Source organism: Xanthomonas vasicola (genome assembly GCF_000772705.2).
In the GTDB taxonomy this organism is placed as follows: domain Bacteria; phylum Pseudomonadota; class Gammaproteobacteria; order Xanthomonadales; family Xanthomonadaceae; genus Xanthomonas; species Xanthomonas vasicola.
The window spans coordinates 71835-93883 of the sequence record NZ_JSBW02000036.1 but is presented as its reverse complement, the minus strand read 5'-3'; the positions used below and the strand labels follow the sequence as shown (position 1 = coordinate 93883).

Here is a 22049-nt window from a genome sequence, read left to right as displayed (position 1 = left end):
ACCTCACGCCGCGTCCGCTTGCGCTTGCCGTTGTACTCCGCATCGCCGAAGGTCAGTTGCATCGTCGTTGTCCGTTGCGTCTGTGTGATTGTCGCAGGATCAAGGGGAGTTGTTCAGAGTTTCCCTAAGTGCTACTTGATCATCATCCAGGGCTGCCTGGCCGATGTCACTTTCCTCAAGTCGATTCAGAAAGTCTGAAACCCCCTCTGTATAAGAACTTCGCGTCCGTCCCCGATGAGGCGATGTTTCAAGCGCGTCGGCCAGTTTGCCGTCCACCGGTAAATATAAGCGATTTGTGGATGCATGTTCATCGATCATGCCGTGTTCAGTCAGTTTCTTGAGCAAAAGATGATCGCGAAAAACATCTTGCTCAATTACATGGTGACTATGAAAGATGACTTGATTGGCGGGCATGCTTTTGGACTCTTCGTTAGCAATAGGCAGTTAATAAGCCGAAGCGTCGATAAGTCGGACTCCGCGTGTCCTTGGCGATCTGCCAAACCCATTTTCGATCAGCGCATCACGTAATAAGCGATCGCAGAAAGCATCTGCCGTGTAAGGCGTCCGAAAGACATGGGCTGATGCGATGATTTCTTTCTTAAAAGCCAAACTGGCGCCGCCGGTCAGATCGAAGTATTTGCCTTTCGAATATCCCTCCGTCAGAACCTTGACCGTTGACGCGTCCTCGTCGATCGCATCAATCACTCTGACAACATCACATAAGTAATGCGCAGGGCCCTGAGATCCGTCTTCCAAAATAAACTCGCAGGGTACGAACTCGAATCCTTCGGGATCGATCGATTCAAGCACTTGTTTCAATGGGTCCGAGGTCAGCCAGTACCCGCTGAATCCACCTTGCAGATCATTCGGCATCCGCCCTCGGCTTTCATCATATCGAAGGCGCGGAGCTTCTTTCAGCGGCGGGAACCCTCCCTCCTTTGGCCGAATGATTCCCCTACCTTCTGGGCGGAGCGCCTTCTCGTTTTCGAAGATCACCCCATGTCCAGACCCACCACCGCGCATATCAGGCCTGAAGATGTAGAACGCACCTTCCTGAGGCGCATTGTCAAGCGTTTCGCGGGCTTCTTTTGCTTCATTCATAGGTGCTTTCTCTCAACAATCCAGCATGCGTCGAACAGGTGCCCACAAGTGAGTCGCTTCGCTGCCTCCCGATCAGATGCCCACCTCTGCGCTTGACTGCCAGTAATCGAGGCGGAGCCGGCGGCGGATGTTGGGCAAGCTGCAGGCCCTGTTGGAACGGGATCCAGCCTCCTATGTTGCCCGTCTTCACCGTCCGACGCAGTAGGAAAACCCCGAACGCCTACGGGTAGCGCTGGCCCTGGCGCGCGTAATCGTCGCCCCGCCACGCCTGCGGTCTTCATACATGGTTCTCGCTGCACCCCCGCAGGGCGGGTCTAGACCGCGCTGCTGTTACCGATCCGTGCGATCGAAGGAGGCCCTTCTTCCCTGCAGATCCCTGCGCGCCCGGGGGGCTTTGCGGGGGCGACCGGCTGCGATCCATTGCTAGGCCTCCCGGCGCACTTCGGCAAATGACCATCGGAACCAGGTAATAGGTAATCCGGAACCTGAAAAAATGCCTAAGCAATTGACTTCAATAGGAATTTTTGGATTACCTTTCGGGGTGATTTAAGGTAATCAGGCTCCCATAGAAAAGTTATGTGATTGAAATTTAAGGGTATTTTTTGGGGGCCTGATTACCTCCCGGAAAGGTAATCCCATTACCTCTCAATTACCCTTTAATTACCTTTGAAAGAGATCCATAAGTTATTGATATATAAAGATGTATGTGCATTTTTAGAGGCCGGTTACCTAAATTACCTCTGCCCGGTGGTCATCTGAAAAATTGAGATTGGGGGGCGCTAGAGTCGGTTGCCACCAACTCGCTAACTCCGGATCCACCGCAATGGCACTGACCCGCGATGCCCTGCAGACTCACCTCGATCCCGTCCACGCGGCCGGCGGGAAGCATTGGTGGCTGGTAGACCAGGCCGTAGCGATGCTCGAGCGCGGCCGCCAGTTGGCCAACAAGCACGATAGCCAGCGGCATACCTGCTATATGGATGCCGTATGGGCGTGATCGATGCCGGCGATGAGCCTGTTCTGCCGTCCGGCTTCCGGTGGGAGAAGGCTTCCCAGCATGAAATGGGACCGCCCACCGCTCTCACGCTCGAGGGCGTAGAAATAGCTCGAATGATGGATAAGGTCACGGGAGGCTGGTTTGTACTGCTGGAACGTCAGCGACCGAGCCCGCCAGGCGAGCCGTTTGCGCCTCTGGTTACGCGAGACTGCAGCAGCTTCGAGCAGGGGCGGCGTGGTACAGCCATGTGGGCGACGCGCCACGAGGTCAGGATTCGAAGCGACGTGGCCGCACGAATCGCCGCGAACCCGCGCCATCTAGGTGCAGGTCGGTGATTGCAGCGGTCGGGAAAATTGGCAGTAGGCCCAAGCCCGCACAAGGCCTCCGACGCTGGTCGCCGGGAAAAACAAGCAACGTAAGTTGCTGATTCGCAAGCTTGGTAGCCCTAACTCTTAATCAATAGGTCCAAGGTTCGAATCCTTGACGGCCCACCAAATAAAAGCACTTAGGCAAATGCCTAGGTGCTTTTCTTTTTTCCGAGATGGAAAGCAGAAAACGCGCGTTGCGCTTGCGGTAGACGAGACAAGCCCAGCGATAGATGTGTGCTGCGATGGTGTTGCAACGTGGCCCTATCGCCTGCAGCGCAGATGCCGGGCCTTGGCATCGCATGGTTGGCTGTCTCAAGCATTTTTCGGGCAAGTCTCCACACGGGGATGCCTCTTCGACGCGCAATTCCGTCGCCAGTGGCACAGATCAACCTCTGGTCAGATCGTCAGTGATTCCAGAAATATTGCTGTGCGCCACTACGGCGGCGCGTCATTGCGTGTGCTGTGGCCGTCGCGCTGTGTGCGCTACGCAATCTGCAAGCAGTGCGGAGCAGTCATGCCACGAGTAGCTCGCGCAAGGCCATCAGCGCAAGCATCTAGCCTCGCTGCACGCGCGGAAATGCCAGGACAAAGCGCGCGCCCTTGCCGGGCGCCGAGGTAACGTCCACAAAGCCGCCTGCCTGACGTACCGCGCTATAGACCTGCGCCAATCCCAAGCCAGCGCCCTTGTCGGCGTGCTTGGTGGTGAAGTAAGCCTCGAACAAACGCGCCTGTACCGCGCTGTCCATGCCGTGCCCGGTGTCGGCGACGGCGATGGTCATGTAATGGCCGGCCGGTTTTGCCAGTTGCGCGTCTTCTTCGCTGACGCAGGTTTCGCCGGTTTCCACGGTGATGCTGTCGCCGCTGGCACAGGCGTCACGCGCATTGATCACCAGATTCAAAATGGCGCGCTCCACGGTGTGGCGGTCGACCATGGCGCAACATCCGCCGTCGGCGGTGCGCAGCTGCAACCGCAGCTCTGCGCTGACTACCTGTTCCAGTAGCGGGCTGAGCTGTTGTGCCAGTTCGGCTAGATCCACCGCTTCGGGGCTGTAGGGGTATTGGCGCGAAAAACCCACCAAGCGCTGCGCCATCACCGAGCCGTGTTGAAGCGCCGCGTCGGCCACGCTGAGCAGCTTGGCGTCGTGTGCATCGATCTGCGCGCGCTGCAACACCAGATTGATCGCCGATGTCGCCGCCTGCAGCACGTTGTTCAAATCGTGGACCACGCCGGCCAGCAGTTGTCCCACCGCTTCTCCTTTCTGCGCCTGCTCGGAGATCTTCTCGGCGGCGTTCTGCGCGGCGCGCGCAATGTCCAGGTCGTCTTCGATGCGCTCACGCAGGTCGCGCAAGCTGTGCAGTTCGGTCGACAGCGAGGTTTCTCGCGCACGCGCCAGCATCAGGGCGCTGGTGGAAAATGCGCGCTCTGCTGCCAGGGTGCTGTCGAGGGTGTGAAAGGCTGTTTCCAGTGCGCGGCGGTCGGAGACATTCTTGCTCACCGCCAGGATCGCCTCGACCTTGCCTTGCGCGTCGAACAACGGGCTGGTCACGACCTGCCAGGTCTGGCGCACGCCGGCCAGGTTCACGCAGCTGGCTTCGAATTCCTGGATCGCGCCTTTCGCCGACTCGGCCATGGCCGCATCCACCATGCTGGCGGCTTCGCTCGGCCAAAGCTCGCGCCATGGCCGAGCGATCAGTTGGTCAGCAGACGTGGCGCCGAGTCCGACCAGCCCGTGGACGTTGACCGACGTGATCCGCCCGTCCAGATCGATCTCTTTGATGCAATCGCGCGACAGTGCCACGATCTGCCAATATCGATCTCTCATCGCGACTGTTTGCCTTTGGGGTGAAATTAACGGAATTTTCGCAAATCTGCTGGTGCGAAGGGGGTTCAGAACGTACGAGCTTGGTCTGGATTCAGGCGGGGAGTTAACGGTTCACGCCCTGTGGCAGAACGCGGAGCCTCAAATCTGCGTGTGACCCAGCCCCGCCGTGCCTTCCGCTGCCGCATAGCGCTCAACAGCCCCTCGCAGCGCTTCTTCTTTGCGTGCATCCCTGCAACAATACCCGGGCATCTGCGGCATTGCGAAAGTGGCGGAATTGGTAGACGCACCAGATTTAGGTTCTGACGCCGTAAGGCGTGGGGGTTCGAGTCCCCCCTTTCGCACCAATGCCGCGCGGCCGTGTGGTTTCCGGCCGCTGCACCTCCTGCAAACCAGTGATGCCTATCCGGGACGCCGCTACGCGCATGCCGCTGGCAGCGGCCGCCGTTATCAGCGAAACTACAAGGCTCGGCGGCATTCTCGCCATCCGTCAACCCGCATCTTCCATCTCGTGCCGACGCTGTGCGCTGTCGGTGGCAGGAGTCAACATGCAAGCATCGATCGAATCCACCGGCAATCTGGAACGCCGCCTGACCTTCACCCTGCCGCAGGAGCGCCTGGAGACGCACGTCGGTGGCCGCCTGCGCGAGCTTGCGCGGACCACGCGCATCAAGGGCTTCCGTCCCGGCAAGGTGCCGACCAAGGTGATCGAGCAGCGCTTCGGTCAGCAGGTGCGCGCCGAAGCGATGGAAGGCCTGCTGCGTGAGACCTTCGATTCGGCCGTGCGCGAGCACTCGCTGCGTCTGGCCGGCAACCCGCGCATCGATCAGGGCGAAACCGATTTCGACTTCGTCGCCACCTTCGAAGTGGTGCCGGATTTCGGCGACATCGACGTGACCAAGCTGTCGGTGGTGCGTGCGACCGCCGAAGTGACCGATGCCGACATAGACCAGATGATTGAAAACCTGCGCCTGCAGCGCCGCACCTGGAATCCGGTCGAGCGCGGTGCGCAGGTCGGTGATCTGGTGGCGCTGGAGACCTGGTCGCAGGCCGGCGACGAGCGTCTGCCTGCCGAAGGTGTGGAAACCGGCAGCAGCGTGCTGGGCTCGGGCGTCATGTTCGACCAGATCGAAAAGGGCCTGGAAGGCCTGACCAAGGGCGAAGAAAAGACCCTGACCGTCGATTTCCCGGCTGAGTGGCGCGTGCCGCAGCTGGCCGGCAAGACCGTGCAGGTGCACGTCAAGGCGGTTGAAGTGTCCGAGCCGGTGTTGCCGGTGGTGGACAAGGAGTTCATCAAGAGCTTTGGCGTGAAGAGTGGCGACTCCGAGCAGTTCCACGCCGATATCCGCACCAACCTGGAGCGCGAGCTCAAGGGTGCCCTGATGAATCGTCTGCGCCGCGAAGTGGGTGAGCAGCTGATTGCCGCTTACGCGCACGTTGAAATGCCGCCGCGGCTGGTCGAGAACGAAGCCCGTTCGATGCTGGCCCAGCAGGTCGAGCAGGTCCGCCGCAGCGGCCGCGATCCGGGGCAGGTGCCGGCCGATGCGCACACGGGATTCATGGACGCCGCCGCCAAGCGCGTGCTGGTCGGTCTGTTGGTGGGTGAAGTGGCACGTCGCAACGAATTGCGCCTGGAATCCAGGCGCGTCAGCGAAACGCTGCGTCTGATCGCCTCGACCTACGAAGAGCCGGAACAGGTCATTGAGATGTACCGCAACGACCCCCAACTGATGAATGGACTGCAGAGCCGTGTGATGGAAGAGCAGGTGATCGACTGGATCGCCGAGCGCGCCCAGCATACCGAGCAGCCGCTGTCGTTCCAGGACGCCATCCGCGTCTGATCCGGCAATAAGAGAAGAGCCGCGCCTGCGGTCAGGGGCGCGGATGTTGAACACGGGTAGCGGCACAGGCCGCTGCCACAACAGGAAGACTGATGAGCATTGTGACCAAAGCCCTGAACCTGGTGCCCATGGTGGTCGAGCAGACCAGCCGTGGCGAGCGTGCGTACGACATTTACTCGCGTCTGCTGAAGGAGCGTCTGATCTTCCTGGTCGGTCCGATCGACGACCATATGGCCAACGTGATCGTGGCCCAGTTGCTGTTCCTGGAAGCCGATAACCCGGAAAAGGACATCAGCATCTACATCAACTCGCCCGGCGGCGTGGTCACGGCCGGCATGGCGATCTACGACACCATGCAGTACATCAAGCCGGACGTGAGCACCATCTGTGTCGGCCAGGCCGCCTCAATGGGCGCGCTGCTGCTGGCCTCCGGCGCGGCAGGTAAGCGTTACGCGCTGCCTAATTCGCGCGTGATGATCCATCAGCCGCTGGGCGGCTTCCAGGGCCAGGCGACCGATATCGACATCCACGCCCGCGAGATCCTGACCCTGCGTTCGCGCCTGAACGAGATCCTGGCCAAACACACCGGTCAGTCGCTGGAGACCATAGCGCGCGACACCGAGCGCGACAACTTCAAGAGCGCGGTCGATGCCCAGGCGTATGGCTTGGTGGATCAGGTGCTTGAGCGTCGTCCGGAAGAGTCAATCCAGCCGTCTTGATTGCCAGGGCATTGAAATTGCAGGAAAAACCGGCAGGGTCGGGCGGGGCGAATGTCCTCCCGACCCTGTGCTATTCTCGAAATCGAACCCCCGTACATCGGGTGGGGTAACTGGGTAACAGAAGCATGAGCGAAGACCGCCAAGGTCGTTCCGGCGACAGCAACAAGATTCTCTACTGCTCGTTCTGCGGTAAGAGTCAGCATGAAGTCCGTAAGCTGATTGCCGGTCCCAGCGTATTCATCTGCGATGAGTGCGTTGAGCTGTGCAACGACATCATCCGCGAGGAACTCGAAGAGAAGGCGCAGTCGGCACGTTCCAGCCTGCCCAAGCCGCGCGAGATTCTCGAGGTGTTGGATCAATACGTGATTGGGCAGTTGCGCGCCAAGCGCACGCTCGCGGTGGCGGTGTACAACCACTACAAGCGTATCGAGAGCCGCAGCAAGAACGATGACGTCGAGCTGGCGAAATCCAACATTCTGCTGGTCGGTCCGACCGGTTCGGGCAAAACGCTGCTGGCCGAAACGCTGGCGCGCCTGCTCAACGTGCCGTTCACGATCGCCGATGCCACCACGCTGACCGAAGCCGGCTATGTCGGCGAGGACGTGGAAAACATCATCCAGAAGCTGCTGCAAAAGTGCGATTACGACGTCGAAAAGGCGCAGCAGGGCATCGTCTATATCGATGAAATCGACAAGATCTCGCGCAAGAGCGAGAACCCGTCGATTACCCGCGATGTGTCCGGCGAAGGCGTGCAGCAGGCACTGCTCAAGCTGATCGAAGGCACGGTTGCTTCGGTGCCGCCGCAAGGTGGCCGCAAGCACCCGCAGCAGGAATTTCTGCAGGTCGACACCAAGAACATCCTGTTCATCTGCGGTGGTGCGTTCGCCGGGTTGGACAAGGTGATTCAGCAGCGTTCCAACGATGCCGGCGGTATTGGCTTCGGTGCCAAGGTCAAGAGCAGCGAGCGTAAGCAGGAAGTGGGCAAGATCCTGGCCGAAGTCGAGCCGGAAGATCTGATCAAGTTCGGCCTGATTCCCGAGTTCGTTGGCCGCCTGCCGGTGGTCGCCACGCTTGAGGAACTGGACGAGCCGGCGCTGATCAAGATCCTGACCGAGCCCAAGAACGCCATCACCAAGCAGTTCAAGAAGCTGTTCGATATGGAAGGTGTGGAGCTGGAGTTCCGCCCCGACGCCCTGTCTGCGATCGCCAAGAAGGCGCTCAAGCGCAAGACCGGCGCGCGCGGCCTGCGCACCATCGTCGAATCGGTGCTGCTGGATACGATGTACGAGCTGCCGTCGCAGGAAAACGTCAGCAAGGTGGTGGTGGACGAGTCGGTGATCGAGCACAAATCCGAGCCGTATTTGATCTACCAGGCGCAACCGGCCCCGGCCAAGGCTGCGTCCGGCGACTGAGCCTTGTCGTCGCTTCGCCAGGCCCTGGCCTCGCTCGCGGCTAAAGGCTTTCCGAGCGCTACTTGCAACACCTCGCCGATGGCCCCATAACGGAGCCATCGGCTTTTTTATTGCCGCAAAACCCTCATTCCTGCGGAGCGCCCCATGGCCCAGTCCCAACCAGAAATTCTCGATCTGCCAGTGTTGCCGCTGCGCGACGTGGTGGTGTTTCCGCACATGGTGATTCCGCTGTTCGTCGGCCGTGACAAGTCGATGCGCGCGCTGGAAAAAGCCATGGAGGCGGACAAGCGCATCCTGCTGGTGGCGCAGAAGTCGGCCGAAACCGACGACCCGGCTGCCGGCGACCTGTACACCGTCGGCACCCTGGCGCAGGTGCTGCAACTGCTCAAGCTCCCCGACGGCACCATCAAGGTGCTGGTCGAAGGCCTGTCGCGCGTCACCGTCGACAAGGTTGTCGAGCAGGATGGCGCCTTGCAGGGGCAGGGCACGGAGGTGGAAGCCAGCGATGCGCGCGAGCCGCGCGAAGTGGAAGCTATCGCGCGCTCGCTGATGTCGCTGTTCGAACAGTACGTCAAGACCAACCGCAAGCTGCCGCCGGAATTGCTGCAGACCCTGGCCGGCATCGACGAGCCGGGCCGCCTAGCCGACACCATCGCTGCGCATATCGGCGTGCGTCTGGCCGACAAGCAGCGCTTGCTGGAAATCACCTACATCGGTGAGCGGCTGGAATTGCTGGTCGGGCTGGTCGACGGCGAAATCGACGTGCAGCAGTTGGAAAAGCGCATCCGCGGCCGCGTGAAGTCGCAGATGGAAAAGAGCCAGCGCGAGTACTATCTCAACGAGCAGATGAAGGCGATCCAGAAAGAGCTGGGCGACCTGGACGATGCACCCGGTGAGCTGGAAGAACTCGCACGCAAGATCGCCGAGGCGGGCATGCCCAAGCTGGTCGAAACCAAGGCCAAAGCCGAGCTCAACAAACTCAAGCAGATGTCGCCGATGTCCGCCGAAGCGGCGGTGGTGCGCAACTATCTGGATTGGTTGCTGGGCGTGCCGTGGAAAAAGCGCACCAAGGTGCGCAAGGACCTCAAGGTTGCCGAAGACACGCTGGACGCCGATCACTACGGTCTGGACAAGGTCAAGGAGCGCATCCTTGAGTACTTGGCCGTGCAGTCGCGCGTAAAGCAGATGAAGGGGCCGATCCTGTGCCTGGTCGGGCCGCCTGGCGTGGGCAAGACATCGCTCGGGCAGTCGATTGCCAAGGCGACTAACCGTAAGTTCGTGCGCATGAGTCTGGGCGGCATCCGAGACGAGGCGGAAATTCGTGGCCATCGCCGCACGTATGTCGGTTCGATGCCGGGCCGGCTGGTGCAGAACCTCAATAAGGTGGGCAGCAAGAACCCACTGTTCCTGCTGGACGAAATCGACAAGATGTCGATGGACTTCCGTGGCGACCCGTCGTCGGCATTGCTGGAAGTGCTCGATCCGGAGCAGAACACCTCCTTCAACGACCACTATCTGGAGGTTGATCTGGATCTGTCGGAGGTGATGTTCGTTGCCACCTCCAACTCGCTCAGTATCCCCGGCCCGCTGCTGGACCGCATGGAAGTGATCCGCATCCCCGGCTATACCGAGGATGAAAAGCTCAACATCGCGATGCGCTACCTGGTGCCCAAGCAGATCAAGGCCAACGGCTTGAAGCTGGAAGAGATCGAGATCGGCAGCGACGCCATCCAGGACATCGTGCGCTACTACACGCGCGAATCGGGTGTGCGTAATCTCGAGCGCGAAGTCGCCAAGATCTGCCGCAAAGTCGTCAAGGAAATCGCGCTGGCAGGTCCGCAGCCGGCAGCCAAGAAAGCGGTGGCCAAGAAGGGCAAGCCAAAGGCGCTGGTCACCGTCAACGCGAAGAATCTCGACAAGTATCTGGGCGTGCGTCGCTTCGACTTCGGCCGTGCCGAAGAGGAAAACGAGATCGGCCTGGTCACCGGCCTGGCATGGACCGAGGTCGGCGGCGAGCTGCTGCAGGTCGAGTCCACGCTGGTGCCGGGCAAGGGCAACCTGATCCTCACCGGTCAGCTCGGCAACGTCATGAAGGAATCGGCATCGGCAGCGTTGTCGGTGGTGCGTTCGCGCGCCGAGCGGCTCGGGATCGATGTGGACTTCCTGCAGAAGCAGGACGTGCACGTGCATGTGCCCGACGGCGCCACGCCGAAGGACGGCCCAAGCGCAGGCATCGCGATGGTGACCTCGCTGGTGTCGGTGTTGACCAAAGTGCCGATCCGCGCCGATGTGGCGATGACCGGCGAGATCACCTTGCGTGGTCGCGTATCGGCAATTGGCGGCTTGAAGGAGAAGTTGCTGGCGGCCCTGCGCGGTGGCATCCGCACCGTGTTGATCCCCGACGAGAACCGCAAGGATCTTGCCGACATCCCGGCCAACGTCACCCGCGATCTGAAGATCGTGCCGGTGAAATGGATCGACGAGGTGCTCGACCTGGCACTGGAGCGTCCGCTGACGCCGAAGAAGGCCGGCAAGGAAAAAACGCGCAAGACAGCCTCGCGGGTCGCCGTGCGTGGTAAGTCGCGTAGTACGCCCGGCACCCGCGTCAAGCACTAACGGGGGCTGTCTAGACTGCCGCAAAACAAGCCAAAACCCGCGTCGTTATTGGGTTTTGGCTTGCGTGCATTTGGGGGCGCTGGTATAAATGCACGACTCGTGGGCGCGGCAAATGTGATGCGTCACGCGATACCACTTGTGTCGGGTTCTTCGCTAACGGCAAGAGCGCCGATTGTCGATTCCGCGGCGTCTGCCGCAAAGGGAGTTTCAAGAATGAATAAAACCGAATTGATCGATGGCGTTGCCGCTGCCGCTGACATCTCCAAGGCTGAAGCTGGCCGTGCTGTTGACGCGGTTGTGAGCGAAATCACCAAGGCACTGAAGAAGGGCGACGCCGTCACCCTCGTTGGCTTCGGTACCTTCCAGGTCCGCGAGCGCGCTGAGCGCACCGGCCGCAATCCGAAGACCGGCGACAGCATCAAGATCGCGGCTTCGAAGAATCCTGCATTCAAGGCTGGTAAAGCCCTGAAGGATGCGGTAAACTAATCGACTAGCTAGGGTGCTTAGCTCAGCGGTAGAGCGTCTCCCTTACACGGAGAGGGTCGGGGGTTCGAAACCCTCAGCACCCACCATTAAGCACCAGGCAAACGTTTCAAGCGCGGAGCGGTAGTTCAGCTGGTTAGAATGCTGGCCTGTCACGCCGGAGGTCGCGGGTTCGAGTCCCGTCCGCTCCGCCAGTTATACCGAAGCCCCTGAGCAATTGGGGGCTTCGTTTTCTCCACGACATTCGCGTTGCGAGTTGGGTAGAGAACGATGTCCAAGTTTAAAGCGGAGCGGTAGTTCAGCTGGTTAGAATGCTGGCCTGTCACGCCGGAGGTCGCGGGTTCGAGTCCCGTCCGCTCCGCCAGTTATACGAAAGCCCTCTGCCTTGTGCCGGGGGCTTTTTTTTGAGTTTGAGTCAGCGGTCGGATTGAGTCGTGCGTCGACAGCTCGGCTTCGGGTCATGCATTCGGCGATTTCGGTGTCCGGCGTTGGTTGCCGAAGTGAAACCCTGACGTTGATTGAGGCCCCGCGACACTGTGCTAACGGGCATTGGGCTGGGTGCTTGGCGTCAAGCGCGTTACACTGCGCGGCTCGCCCACAGGCCGTGATTTGCCAATGCTGCAGAAACTTCGCGATAAGACGTCAGGCTGGATCGCTACCGCCATCCTGGGGTTGCTGATGGTTCCGTTCCTGTTCGTCATCGACAACAGCTACCTCGGCGGCATCGGCGCCAATAACGTGGCCAAGGTGCAGGCGCCGCCCAATTGGTGGAAATCGGCACCGTCGTGGTGGCCGGTTTCGCTGCTGTGGCAGCACCACGAAATCAGCACGCAGGATTTCCGCGCGCGTTTCGAGCAGGCGCGCATGCAGGAACGTCAGCGTCAAGCCGAGAACTTCGATCCGCGCACATTCGAATCCCGCGAAAACAAGCTGCAGGTACTTGACCAACTGGTCGACGAACAGGTGGTGCGACTGGGCGCGGAAGATGCGGGAATCGTCATAGGCGACGCAACCGTGCGCGATTACATCGCCAACATTCAGGCGTTCCAGGTCGATGGCAAGTTCAGCCCTGACCAGTACCGCGCCGCGCTTGCGCAAGGCACGCCGCCGCGCACGCCTGCACAGTTCGACGCTTTGGTGCGTGACAGCCTGCAGCAGTCGGTGATCCCGCAGGCCGTGGCGGAATCGGGCTTTGCCACCAAGGCCGAGTTCGAGCGTCTGCTCAAGCTGATGGGTGAAACGCGCGACGTGGAGCTGGCAATGCTGCCGCCGTCGGCCGTAGATACCGCGCCGGTGAGCGATGCGCAGATCAAACAGTGGTACGAGGGGCATACGCAGGACTTCCGTCAGCCGGAAACCGTCACCATCGAATACGTGGAGCTCAACGCCGCAAAGATGCCGCCGGCCACCGCCGCCGACGAAGCAACGCTGCGCAAGCGCTATGAAGAAGAGAAGGCGCGCTTCGTCGAGCCGGACCAGCGCCTTGCATCGCACATCCTGATCAGTGCCGGCAGCGATGCAGCTGCGCAGAAGGCTGCCGAAGCAAAGGCCGCCAAGCTCGCCGCCGAGGCCAAGCAGCCGGGCGCCGACTTCGCTGCACTGGCGAAAGCCAATTCGCAGGATCCGGGCTCTAAGAACGCCGGCGGCGACCTGGGTTGGGTCGAGAAGGGCGCGATGGTCAAGCCGTTCGAGGACGCGCTGTTCTCGATGAAGGCTGGTGACGTGGTGGGTCCGATCAAGAGCGAATTCGGCTATCACGTGATCCAGTTGCGTGAGGTCAAGGGTGGACAGGGCAAGTCGTTTGAGCAGGTGCGTGACCAGCTGGCGGCCGAGCAGCTGAAGGCCGATGCGGACAAGGCATTTGCGGATATCAGCGGCAAGTTGGTGGATCAGGTCTACAAGAATCCCACCGCGCTGGAGCCGGCGGCCAAGCAGGTCGGCTTGCCGGTGCAGACGCTGGGGCCGTTCTCGCGCACTGATGCCAGCGGTGTTGCGGCCAATCCGGCTGTGTTGCGCGCGGCGTTCTCCGAAACGCTGGTGCAGGACGGCACGGTGAGCGACCCAATCAATATCGCGCCGAACCATAGCGTGGTGTTGCGTGTGACCAATCACACCGCCGAACAGGCGTTGCCGTTGGACAAGGTGCGCGACAAGGTGACGGCGGCGATCCGCGCAGACCGTTCCGAGAAGGCCGCCGCGGCTGCTGCCGATGCTTTGCTGGCACGCGTGCAGAAGGGTGAGACGCTGCAGGCGCTGGCGGCCAGCGAGAAGCTGCAGGTGCAGCCGATCCCGGGGCTGCCGCGGACGGCACCGATCCCGACTCCGGCCGCGAACCGCGCGATTTTCAGCGCGCCGCGACCGACCGAAGGCAAGCCGTCGGTTGGCAAGGTGCAACTGGATGGCGGGCGCTTTGCCGTCTTCGTCATCAGCAAGGCCACCCCGGGCGATCTGAAGCAAATGCCGGCCGAACAGCAGGCGATGCTGCGTGAGCAGCTGAGCCAGATCGACGGCAACAACGCTGCGCAGGCGTACGTCAAGGAAATGCGCAAGCGCTACAAGATCCAGATCGAAGAAGCGCAGCTGTAAGGCGTCGATTGGTGAAAGAAAAGCCTGGGTAACCGGGCTTTTCTTTGGGTTTGTGGCGAGAGAAGTTAGGTCGGCGGATGCGCGAGGGATATCGATCTGACGCGTGCGTGTCGATTTGTCGCTGGCGTTCGCGTGCTTGGCTGGCTGACGCTAGCTGCGATTTATACCCACCAAGCACCAAGCACCAAGCACCAAGCACCAAGCACCAAGCAACAAGCAACAAGCAACAAGCAACAAGCAACAAGCAACAAGCAACAAGCAACAAGCAACAAGCAACAATGGACGAGTTGTCAGCTGGGTCTGCTAACTCTCCGGCAGTGGCTAGCTTCGCCCCTCGACTCTGCAACCACGTGCGAGGATGGTAGAACTGAAAACGCGGGGTTTCGTGCGGTGCTCTGCAGCAGCTGGATCAGCTGGGTGCGATGCGGGCTGATTCAGCAGTGAGCGTCCTCAACGTTATGGCTCGTGCTGTCTAGAAAAATGCAGACTTTGATTGTTGCCGAAGCTTCGCTTGCAAGTGCAGTGACCAAGTCGATTCTTTGGAGTGACGCGCGCTAGGCGTTAGACAAGGGCTAACTGCGTTGCTTTCGAATCCAGTCGCTCTCGGAATCTGTCACCCGGCACAGAAGTGGCCTTACAAGAAAGCAAGTGCGCTGCGCAGAGTTCACGATCGACGCGATCACGCTGCCGGTCGCCTGCTTGCACCGCACTGCAGCGTGCTAATGCGCGCTGAAACTTAGGGCATACAACTTAGGCGCATTCGAATTAAGGCGAATCGTCGAACGAAAGCACCATGCCAGGCTTCAGAATGGCGCTCTTGTCCAGGCCGTTGCTAGTGAGCAACGTCGTCACGGTGACGCCATAGCGGCGTGCGATGGCCCAGGCCGATTCGCCATTGCGCACGGTGTGGGTGCGCGTTGGCAAGGTCGACGCTTTGCCGGCTGCCGAGGCAACGACGGTCGGCGCGGAGTCATTACCGACGTCACGTCCCACATCGACGGATGCAGCCACGGCGCTGCTAGAACCGGGTTGCGCCGGTGCAATCGGAGCCAGGACATGCACACCGTGCGGCGCTGCGCGTGCGCCGGCAAGGGCGGGATTCAGGCGGGCGAGCAGTTGCGGCTCGATTGCGCGCTGCCCAGCCCAGGTATTGAGGCTGGTGCCCGCCGGCAGCGCATGTTCGGTGAGGACGGGCACCGGACGATCCAGCGAGGTCAACAGGTTGCCCTGCTGCTGCGCGTGATCGAGCACGCAGGCGAGCGCGTGCAGTTTTTCCACGTAGTCGTAGGTGACCTTGGACATGCCTGGTAATTCGGACGGGCGTGCGTTCTGCGCGTTCATCCCGGCGCTGCGCATTGCCTGCAGTACCCGGTACTCGCCGGCGTTGTAGGCCATCAGCGCCAGGCGCCAGTCGCCGCCAAACATGCCGTAGAGGGTTTTGAGGTAGCGCACCGCCGCAGTGGTGGAATCCACCGCCGACAGGCGTCCGTCGTACTGCGCGCCAACCGGCACTTGGTGGTTGCGCGCGGTGGTGGTGACGAATTGCCATAAGCCAGCAGGGCCGTTGCCGTTGCGGGCGCCGGGGCGGTAGCCGCTTTCGACGAACGGAATCAGCGCAAATTCGGTGGGCATGTCGGCTTTGCGCAACTCATCGACCACGTAACCGAACAGTGGCAAGACATCCTGCGCATCGTCGACCAGGCGCGCGGGGGCGCGTGAAAAATGCTGTTCCCACCGGGTATCGCTATGTGCGCTGTCGCAGCCTGGGTCGGCACGGCCCTCAAGGAACGACGAGAAAATCTCCCGCCCGTTGCGTATGCCGGGTGCGCTGGTCTGCGCGGCGGCGCTGCTTGCGGTTGTGGAGCTTGCGTCGTTGGGCGAAGCGGCTGCCGGTGCAATAGCCGAACAGGCGGCCAGCACTGCTAAAACCAGGCGCCTCATGCGCGAAATTCGTCTTTCCAGCGCCGAAGTTCGGCGAAAATATCAACTTCGGAGGAAAGTGCGCCGGCTGCGCGCGGTGCCACTGCGGCGCGAATCTCGGGACGGTTGGTGCGTAAGAACGGATTGGTGGCCAGTTCACTCTTGAGCGAAATCGGCAGGGTAGGACGGGCTACATGACGCATGGCCTGGGCTTCCTGTTGACGGCGCTGCAAGGCAGCGTTGGTGGGATCGACGTGCAGCGCGAACGCCGCGTTGGCCAAGGTGTATTCGTGGCCACAACACACAAGCGTTTCGCCGGGCAGAGAGGCCAGGCGCTGCAACGAGTCAAACATCTGAGGAGCGGTACCTTCGAACATCCGCCCACAGCCTAGGCTGAACAGGGTATCACCGCTGAACAGATGACTGTCTGTCACGAAGGCGATGTGGCTGCGCGTGTGGCCGGGCACTTCGAGGACCTGAAAATCGACATCAAGCAGGCTCAAACGTTCGCCATGACCCACTTCCTGCGCAGTTTCCGGGATGCGTTCGTCGGCCGAGCCGAATAGCTCAAGGTCAGGCCAACGCTGCTGGAGCTCGGCCACGCCCCCGATGTGGTCGCCATGGTGGTGGGTCAGCAGGACGGCGCTGGGAATGAGGCCTTCGCGCTCTGCGGCGGCTATCACCGGCGCTGCCTGCCCAGGGTCGACGATGATGGCGCGGCCATCTGCAGCGACCAGCGCCCAAATGTAGTTGTCGTCGAATGCGGGCAGGGCGATCAGTCGCATAGAATTGGGACCATGCCTGCCCCGCCATTCTCCCGTCAAGCTGGTGTCTCATCCTGGTTTGAAACAGGTGCAGGGCGCAGCCTGCTTCAGCTGGAGCGTCGTTTGGCGCTGGAGGCGCTGCAGACACGTCCGTCGCAACCCTGGTTGTGGCTGACCCCGACGACCGAATTGCCCCCGCGCGAGTCGCTGCAGGGGCGTGGTCTGCGGCTGCATCGCAGTGCCGGGCGCTTCGCCGGCGATGCGCGCTGTGCGATGCCGTTTCCGCTGCCAACCGAGAGCCTGCAGGCGATCGTGGTGCAGCATGCGGTGGTTGGCGGGGCGGCGGACTTTTTGGCCGAATGCGAGCGGCTGCTGATGCCCGGCGGCCGGCTGTTGTTGTTCACGCTCAATCCGATGAGCCCCTACCGTTTCCGCTGGGCGCGGCGTGGACCGGTGGCGCTGCGGCCGGATCGCTGGCGCCTGTTGGCGCAACGTGCCGGTCTGCAGAGCGTGCAAGCGGAACGCTACCTTGGGCCGATCTGGCGCACCGGTGGCGAGTCCACCGATCCCGGCCGTGCACCCTGGCGCGCGGTGTATTTGCTGGAAGTGGAAAAACGCGCCGCTGCTGCGATCGGCCCGACACCGATTGCGCTGCCAGCCCGCTGGCCGCAACCGGTGGCCACGATTTAACCCGTTTACGTTGCAACTCTGGAACCTGATGAAATCAATTGAAGTGCATACCGATGGCTCCTGCCTTGGCAATCCCGGGCCGGGTGGTTGGGCGGCCCTGTTGCGTTACAACGGGCGCGAAAAGGAGCTGGCCGGCGGCGAAGCCGTTTCCACCAACAACCGCATGGAGTTGATGGCGGCGATCATGGCGCTGGAAACGCTGACCGAGCCGTGCCAGATCGTGTTGCATACCGACTCGCAGTACGTTCGCCAGGGCATCACCGAGTGGATGCCGGGCTGGGTGCGGCGCAATTGGAAAACCGCCGGCGGCGATCCGGTCAAGAACCGCGAATTGTGGGAGCGGCTGCACGCGGCCACGCAACGCCACAGCATCGATTGGCGCTGGGTGAAAGGCCACAATGGCGACCCGGACAACGAGCGCGTCGACGTGCTCGCCCGCAATCAGGCCACCGCCCAGCGCGATGGCCATGCAACATCGTAAGAGGACACATGCGGCAGATCATTCTCGATACCGAAACCACCGGCCTGGAATGGCGCAAGGGCAACCGCGTCGTCGAAATCGGTGCTGTGGAGCTGCTGGAGCGGCGCCCGAGCGGCAATAACTTCCATCGCTATCTGAAGCCCGATTGCGACTTCGAACCCGGCGCGCAGGAAGTGACCGGGCTGACCCTGGAATTTCTGGCCGATAAGCCGTTGTTCGGTGAGGTGGTGGACGAATTTCTCGCCTACATCGACGGCGCGGAACTGATCATCCACAACGCCGCGTTCGACCTGGGTTTTCTGGATAACGAGCTGTCGCTGCTGGGCGATAACTACGGTCGCATCGTCGAACGCGCCACGGTGGTCGATACGTTGATGATGGCGCGCGAGCGCTATCCGGGGCAGCGCAACTCATTGGATGCCTTGTGCAAGCGTCTGGGCGTGGACAACTCGCATCGCCAGTTGCACGGCGCCTTGCTCGATGCGCAGATCCTGGCCGATGTGTATATCGCGCTGACCTCGGGTCAGGAGGAAATCGGGTTTGCCAGCGCCGACGCGGGCCAGCAGACCAACAGTGCGAGCGGCATGATCGCGTTCGACCCGGCGCTGCTGTTGCCGCGTCCACGCGTTGCGGTGACCGCCTCCGAATCGCAGGCGCATGAGGCGCGCCTGGCGCAGTTGCGCAAGAAAGCTGGGCGTGCGTTGTGGGATCCGCCGGTCGAGGAAGTCGCTGTTGCTGGCTGAGCGCGGCTAACACAACGGCTGCGCTCACCGCCGGGCGGGCGCGGCCGGTGCTTGGTGATGCATGTACTACATGTGCACTGCGGTCCTTGCGTGCTTTCTACACCCACCTGCCGATTGGTTACTGCATTTTGTCAGCCGATCTAAGGCGTTTGCGCGGTTGTGCCGCCGTTGGATAAGGAGCGGCGGCGTCTGTTTGCATCTACGCTGTCTGCTGCAGTGATGGCTGCTGCGTAGGCGGCGTAGTGGGTAAATGGCTACGTGTAAATGGGTCACGCAAGTCATGATTTCGCTTACCGTCAGATAGGCTGGCAAAGCGTGGTAAGCGATGGTGATTTTTTGACCGCATGCGGCAGGCAATCGCGTTTGCTGAAGCAGTCTTTCGCGATCCGCTCATTCGCTGCGCGCATTTGCAAGGCACGCATTTCGGCATGTCGCAACGTCAGTAACTACGCACCAGAATCGCTGTGATGTTGTCCGAACCGCCACCATCCAGTGCGGCGGCGACCAGGCATTCCACGCATTCCTGTGCACTGCAATCGGCCTGCGCCAAGGTGGCTGCGATGGCGGCATCGTCCACTTCTTCGGTCAGGCCGTCGCTGCACAGCAGCAGCTGCATGCCGGATTTGAGCTCGCCCTGCATGGTGGCGACATTCAGATGTACCGGGTCGGTTACGCCGAGTGCCTGGGTCACCACGTTACGATGCGGATGCGCGCGCGCCTGCTCGCTGGTGAGCGTGCCTTGGGCGATGAGTTCCTGCACATAGCTGTGATCCTGGCTCAGCTGGGCCAGCCGGCCATCGCGCCATAGATACGCGCGGCTGTCGCCAACCCACGCCACTTCGAAACGCTGACCCAGCACGCGTGCGGCCACCACCGTGGTGCCCATTGGCAAGGTGTCGTTGCAGCGGCGCGAGGTCTTGATGATCTCTTCGTCGGCGATGCGCACTGCCTGGGCCAGCGGGGTGCCGGCGCGGATTTCCCGCACGATGGTTTCGCGGGCCAGTGCGCTGGCCACTTCACCGCAGGCATGCCCGCCCATGCCGTCGGCCACCAGCCACAATCCCAGTTCGCTGTCGCCGTAATAGGTGTCCTCGTTGAGGTCACGGCGCAGGCCGACGTGGGTGAGGTGTCCGAATTCGAGCATGGGACCGGTTCGCCAAAGAGAAGATGCACCACCATCATCGCGGCCCGGCTGGTCAGCGGCAACACACCACGCATGGGCGTCGCAGTGCCTGTTCACGCCTGGGCGAGCGCTGACCCAGTTGGCGCCGGCCCGGGCCGCTTGTAGCTGGGGCCGTGTACCCGTATGATGCACGGCCCCAGGACACTGGGGACCATCTGGAGAGGTGGCAGAGCGGTTGAATGTACCTGACTCGAAATCAGGCAGGCGTTTATAGCGCCTCGGGGGTTCGAATCCCCCCCTCTCCGCCAGATTGAGGCGAGCAGTTGTGCCAGTGCCGCGTGAGTTTCGCCGGCAGCATTGGGGGGTGAGAAGCCCGGGGTTCGACAGGCAGCAAAGCTGTCTGCACGGCGAAGCCGCCCGCAGGGCGAAGGCACACAGTGCCGAGTGAATCTCCCTCTGTCGCCAGATTCGCATCAGCCCCCGCAAGGGGGCTTTTGTTTATGTGTGTGGCAATCGCCCGCCGCGGCGATGACTACAATCCGCCCGATCCCCGTTGGAGGCCTGTCATGTCCGAGATCCTGGTGCCCGTGTCCTTTGGTGAGCTGCTCGACAAGATCGCGATCCTGCAGATCAAGTCCGAGCGCATGAGCGATGCGGCCAAGTTGACCAATGTGCGCAATGAGCTGTCTGCGCTGGAAACCAGCTGGATGGCGCATCCAGCCGCCGGCCACGACATCGTGCGCCTGCGCGCCGAACTCAAGGCCGTCAATGAGCGGCTGTGGGTGATCGAGGACGACATCCGCCTCAAGGAACAGGCGCAGACCTTCGACGACAGCTTCGTGCAGCTCGCGCGCAGCGTGTATATCGAAAACGACGAGCGTGCGCGCATCAAGAAAGAGATCAACCTGGCGCTGGGTTCTTCGTACGTGGAAGAAAAGTCTTATCAGGACTATCGCGCTACCGACGCCTGAGCGCGTTAACGGGTTGATTGCGCGGGTGGCCTGAACAGCGCGAGTTATGCAGGAATCGCATTTGCTGGCTGTCACGGCATCAGTTCGGGGAGCCGCTGCAACTTGCCGACGCCTGACTGCCGAGGAGATTCAGAGCGCTAGTGAAAGCACTGCACGGCCGTAAGGCGAACGCATTGGTGCCTGGAGGTGGCAAGTGCTGCGCGTTCACTCTAGATTCTGAGCGCTCCGTCCACACCCGCCCGGCAACTCCTCTGGTCAGTCTTGCTCGATCCACTAGCGAATGCATCGCAGTGCTGGATACGTCGCCTGCCGCACTAAGCGCGTTGTGTTCGGGCTGCGATCGATCGCCGGTCGCCAATCGTCAGCGCGGATGATCGGTGCGATAACGCTCGAAGGCAGCGATTGCATCGTCCACGGTGATCAGCGACATCACGTCGTCGAATTCGATCTTTGTTCCCCAGCTCAGCTGGTCGGCAGGCTTGTGCAGGAACTTGCATGCGGCTGCGTCGTAACGGTCCACGCAATAGCGCACGTCCGAATACGGGCCGCTGCGCAGCGGGTTGCTGGCCGCATGCAGGCCCAGCACCTTGGTACCCATCGCGTTGGCAATATGCATCGGCCCGGAATCCGGCGTGACCACCAGGTCCGCACGCGCGAGCAGGGCAGGCAGTTGTTTGAGCGTGTCCTTGCCGACCAGATCCAGTACCGGCGTGCGTGCGGCAGCGACGATGGCATCGGCGGTGCTGCGCTCCTGGTCGCTGCGGCCACCGCACAGCACCACTCGCCAGCCTTGCGCGGCGGCGTGATCGGCAAGTGCGGCATGGCGATCGGGATACCAGTTGCGACGCGCGTGACTGGAGCACGGCGAAATCATCAGCACCGGGCGGCCATCGTCGTCCCATTGCGCGCGTGCCCAGGCATGCGCCTCATCGGGCACAGGCAGATCCCAGCGCACCTGGGTCTGGCGCAGGCCCAGCGGCTCGGCAAAGCTGCCGATGGCGTCGAGCACATGGATGCCGGGGCAGTCGGCGATGCGCTCGTTGACAAACAGGCCATGCAGGTCCTTGGAGCGACTGCGGTCGTAGCCGATGCGTCGCCGCGCCGGCACGAAGGCCGACAGCACATTGGCGCGAAAGGCCACCTGCATTTGCAGCAAGGCATCGAAGCGCCCCAGCGGTGCCAGCGACTGACGTAGCGCGCGCATGCCGGCTACGCCGCTGCGTTTGTCGTAGGCATGGAAGTACACGCCGGGCAGGCCGTCGAGCAATTTCAGCCCGGCCTTGTCGATGATCCAATGCAGCTCGCTTGCCGGAAACCCGGCCTGCAGCGTGCGCACCAGCGGCACCACATGCGTGATGTCGCCCAGGGCGGACAAGCGCAGCAAACACAGCGATGCGGGCGTTACAGCCATGGT

18 protein-coding genes, 5 tRNA genes and 1 other RNA gene are annotated in these 22049 nt (G+C 61.7%); 17 read left to right on the top strand and 7 right to left on the bottom strand.

Annotated elements, in window-relative coordinates:
- Nucleotides 1-99: 99 nt before the first annotated feature.
- Both NX05_RS22185 and NX05_RS22180 read right to left on the bottom strand, forming a co-directional pair.
- The gene (locus tag NX05_RS22185) at nt 100-414 is read right to left on the bottom strand and encodes an AHH domain-containing protein (RefSeq protein WP_080764529.1); all 315 of its coding nucleotides are present in this window, start codon (nt 412-414) and stop codon (nt 100-102) included.
- A 30-nt stretch (nt 415-444) separates the two neighbouring features.
- The gene (locus NX05_RS22180; protein ID WP_080764530.1) at nt 445-1101 is read right to left on the bottom strand and encodes a DUF1629 domain-containing protein; all 657 of its coding nucleotides are present in this window, start codon (nt 1099-1101) and stop codon (nt 445-447) included.
- Nucleotides 1102-1924: 823 nt separating this feature from the next.
- Here NX05_RS22180 and NX05_RS24405 point away from each other — a divergent pair.
- Complete coding sequence (locus NX05_RS24405) at nt 1925-2098, top strand: hypothetical protein (RefSeq protein ID WP_164722210.1); 174 nt, start codon at nt 1925-1927, stop codon at nt 2096-2098.
- A 922-nt stretch (nt 2099-3020) separates the two neighbouring features.
- Here the strand turns inward: NX05_RS24405 and NX05_RS08610 are convergent.
- Nucleotides 3021-4289 (bottom strand): PAS domain-containing sensor histidine kinase, encoded by a 1269-nt coding sequence (locus tag NX05_RS08610; RefSeq protein WP_039432398.1) that lies wholly within the window; start codon nt 4287-4289, stop codon nt 3021-3023.
- Nucleotides 4290-4548: 259 nt separating this feature from the next.
- Here NX05_RS08610 and NX05_RS08605 point away from each other — a divergent pair.
- From NX05_RS08605 to NX05_RS08560, 10 genes are all read left to right on the top strand, one after another.
- Nucleotides 4549-4633, top strand: a tRNA-Leu gene (locus tag NX05_RS08605).
- A 201-nt stretch (nt 4634-4834) separates the two neighbouring features.
- Complete coding sequence (gene tig, locus NX05_RS08600) at nt 4835-6127, top strand: trigger factor (RefSeq protein WP_039432396.1); 1293 nt, start codon at nt 4835-4837, stop codon at nt 6125-6127.
- 92 nt (nt 6128-6219) lie between these two features.
- On the top strand, nt 6220-6846 hold the full coding sequence (clpP, locus tag NX05_RS08595) for an ATP-dependent Clp endopeptidase proteolytic subunit ClpP (protein ID WP_002806026.1): 627 nt from the start codon (nt 6220-6222) through the stop codon (nt 6844-6846).
- 125 nt (nt 6847-6971) lie between these two features.
- Nucleotides 6972-8258 (top strand): ATP-dependent Clp protease ATP-binding subunit ClpX, encoded by a 1287-nt coding sequence (gene clpX, locus NX05_RS08590; protein ID WP_003483788.1) that lies wholly within the window; start codon nt 6972-6974, stop codon nt 8256-8258.
- Nucleotides 8259-8402: 144 nt separating this feature from the next.
- Nucleotides 8403-10874 (top strand): endopeptidase La, encoded by a 2472-nt coding sequence (lon, locus tag NX05_RS08585; RefSeq protein WP_039432394.1) that lies wholly within the window; start codon nt 8403-8405, stop codon nt 10872-10874.
- A 213-nt stretch (nt 10875-11087) separates the two neighbouring features.
- Nucleotides 11088-11360, top strand: coding sequence for an HU family DNA-binding protein (locus NX05_RS08580; protein ID WP_002806049.1), 273 nt, complete (start codon nt 11088-11090; stop codon nt 11358-11360).
- Between the two features lie 11 nt (nt 11361-11371).
- Nucleotides 11372-11446 (top strand) — tRNA-Val (locus NX05_RS08575).
- A gap of 28 nt (nt 11447-11474) precedes the next feature.
- Nucleotides 11475-11551: transfer RNA gene (locus NX05_RS08570), tRNA-Asp, on the top strand.
- A gap of 93 nt (nt 11552-11644) precedes the next feature.
- Nucleotides 11645-11721, top strand: a tRNA-Asp gene (locus NX05_RS08565).
- Nucleotides 11722-11972: 251 nt separating this feature from the next.
- A complete protein-coding gene (locus NX05_RS08560) occupies nt 11973-13943 on the top strand; it encodes a peptidyl-prolyl cis-trans isomerase (protein WP_039432392.1) in 1971 nt (656 codons plus the stop codon).
- 765 nt (nt 13944-14708) lie between these two features.
- On the opposite strand, the gene NX05_RS08555 is transcribed toward NX05_RS08560, so the two are convergent.
- A complete protein-coding gene (locus NX05_RS08555; RefSeq protein WP_017115662.1) occupies nt 14709-15884 on the bottom strand; it encodes a transglycosylase SLT domain-containing protein in 1176 nt (391 codons plus the stop codon).
- Complete coding sequence (gene gloB / locus NX05_RS08550; protein WP_039432390.1) at nt 15881-16648, bottom strand: hydroxyacylglutathione hydrolase; 768 nt, start codon at nt 16646-16648, stop codon at nt 15881-15883. The genes NX05_RS08555 and gloB overlap by 4 nt, the downstream gene beginning before the upstream one ends.
- Before the next feature lie 12 nt (nt 16649-16660).
- Between gloB and NX05_RS08545 the strand changes: the two genes are divergently transcribed.
- From NX05_RS08545 to NX05_RS22170, 4 genes are all read left to right on the top strand, one after another.
- The gene (locus NX05_RS08545) at nt 16661-17317 is read left to right on the top strand and encodes a hypothetical protein (protein WP_010368507.1); all 657 of its coding nucleotides are present in this window, start codon (nt 16661-16663) and stop codon (nt 17315-17317) included.
- A 28-nt stretch (nt 17318-17345) separates the two neighbouring features.
- Nucleotides 17346-17798 carry a ribonuclease HI gene (rnhA, locus tag NX05_RS08540; protein ID WP_039432388.1) on the top strand — a complete coding sequence of 151 codons (453 nt, stop codon included), beginning with the start codon at nt 17346-17348 and terminating at the stop codon, nt 17796-17798.
- An 8-nt stretch (nt 17799-17806) separates the two neighbouring features.
- Nucleotides 17807-18541: a DNA polymerase III subunit epsilon gene (gene dnaQ, locus NX05_RS08535; protein ID WP_010368502.1), complete on the top strand. Its 735-nt coding sequence runs from the start codon at nt 17807-17809 to the stop codon at nt 18539-18541.
- 61 nt (nt 18542-18602) lie between these two features.
- Nucleotides 18603-18678, top strand: a non-coding RNA gene (locus NX05_RS22170) — sX9 sRNA.
- A 302-nt stretch (nt 18679-18980) separates the two neighbouring features.
- Here NX05_RS22170 and NX05_RS08530 read toward each other — a convergent pair.
- Entirely contained in the window at nt 18981-19685 is a 705-nt protein-coding gene (locus NX05_RS08530; RefSeq protein ID WP_039432386.1) for a PP2C family protein-serine/threonine phosphatase, read from the bottom strand.
- Between the two features lie 196 nt (nt 19686-19881).
- On the opposite strand from NX05_RS08530, the gene NX05_RS08525 reads away from it, so the two are divergent.
- Both NX05_RS08525 and NX05_RS08520 read left to right on the top strand, forming a co-directional pair.
- Nucleotides 19882-19972: transfer RNA gene (locus NX05_RS08525), tRNA-Ser, on the top strand.
- A 258-nt stretch (nt 19973-20230) separates the two neighbouring features.
- Nucleotides 20231-20635 carry a DUF6165 family protein gene (locus NX05_RS08520; protein ID WP_039432384.1) on the top strand — a complete coding sequence of 135 codons (405 nt, stop codon included), beginning with the start codon at nt 20231-20233 and terminating at the stop codon, nt 20633-20635.
- Between the two features lie 361 nt (nt 20636-20996).
- On the opposite strand, the gene NX05_RS08515 is transcribed toward NX05_RS08520, so the two are convergent.
- A complete protein-coding gene (locus tag NX05_RS08515) occupies nt 20997-22046 on the bottom strand; it encodes a glycosyltransferase family 9 protein (protein WP_039432382.1) in 1050 nt (349 codons plus the stop codon).
- Between the last annotated feature and the right edge of the window lie 3 nt (nt 22047-22049).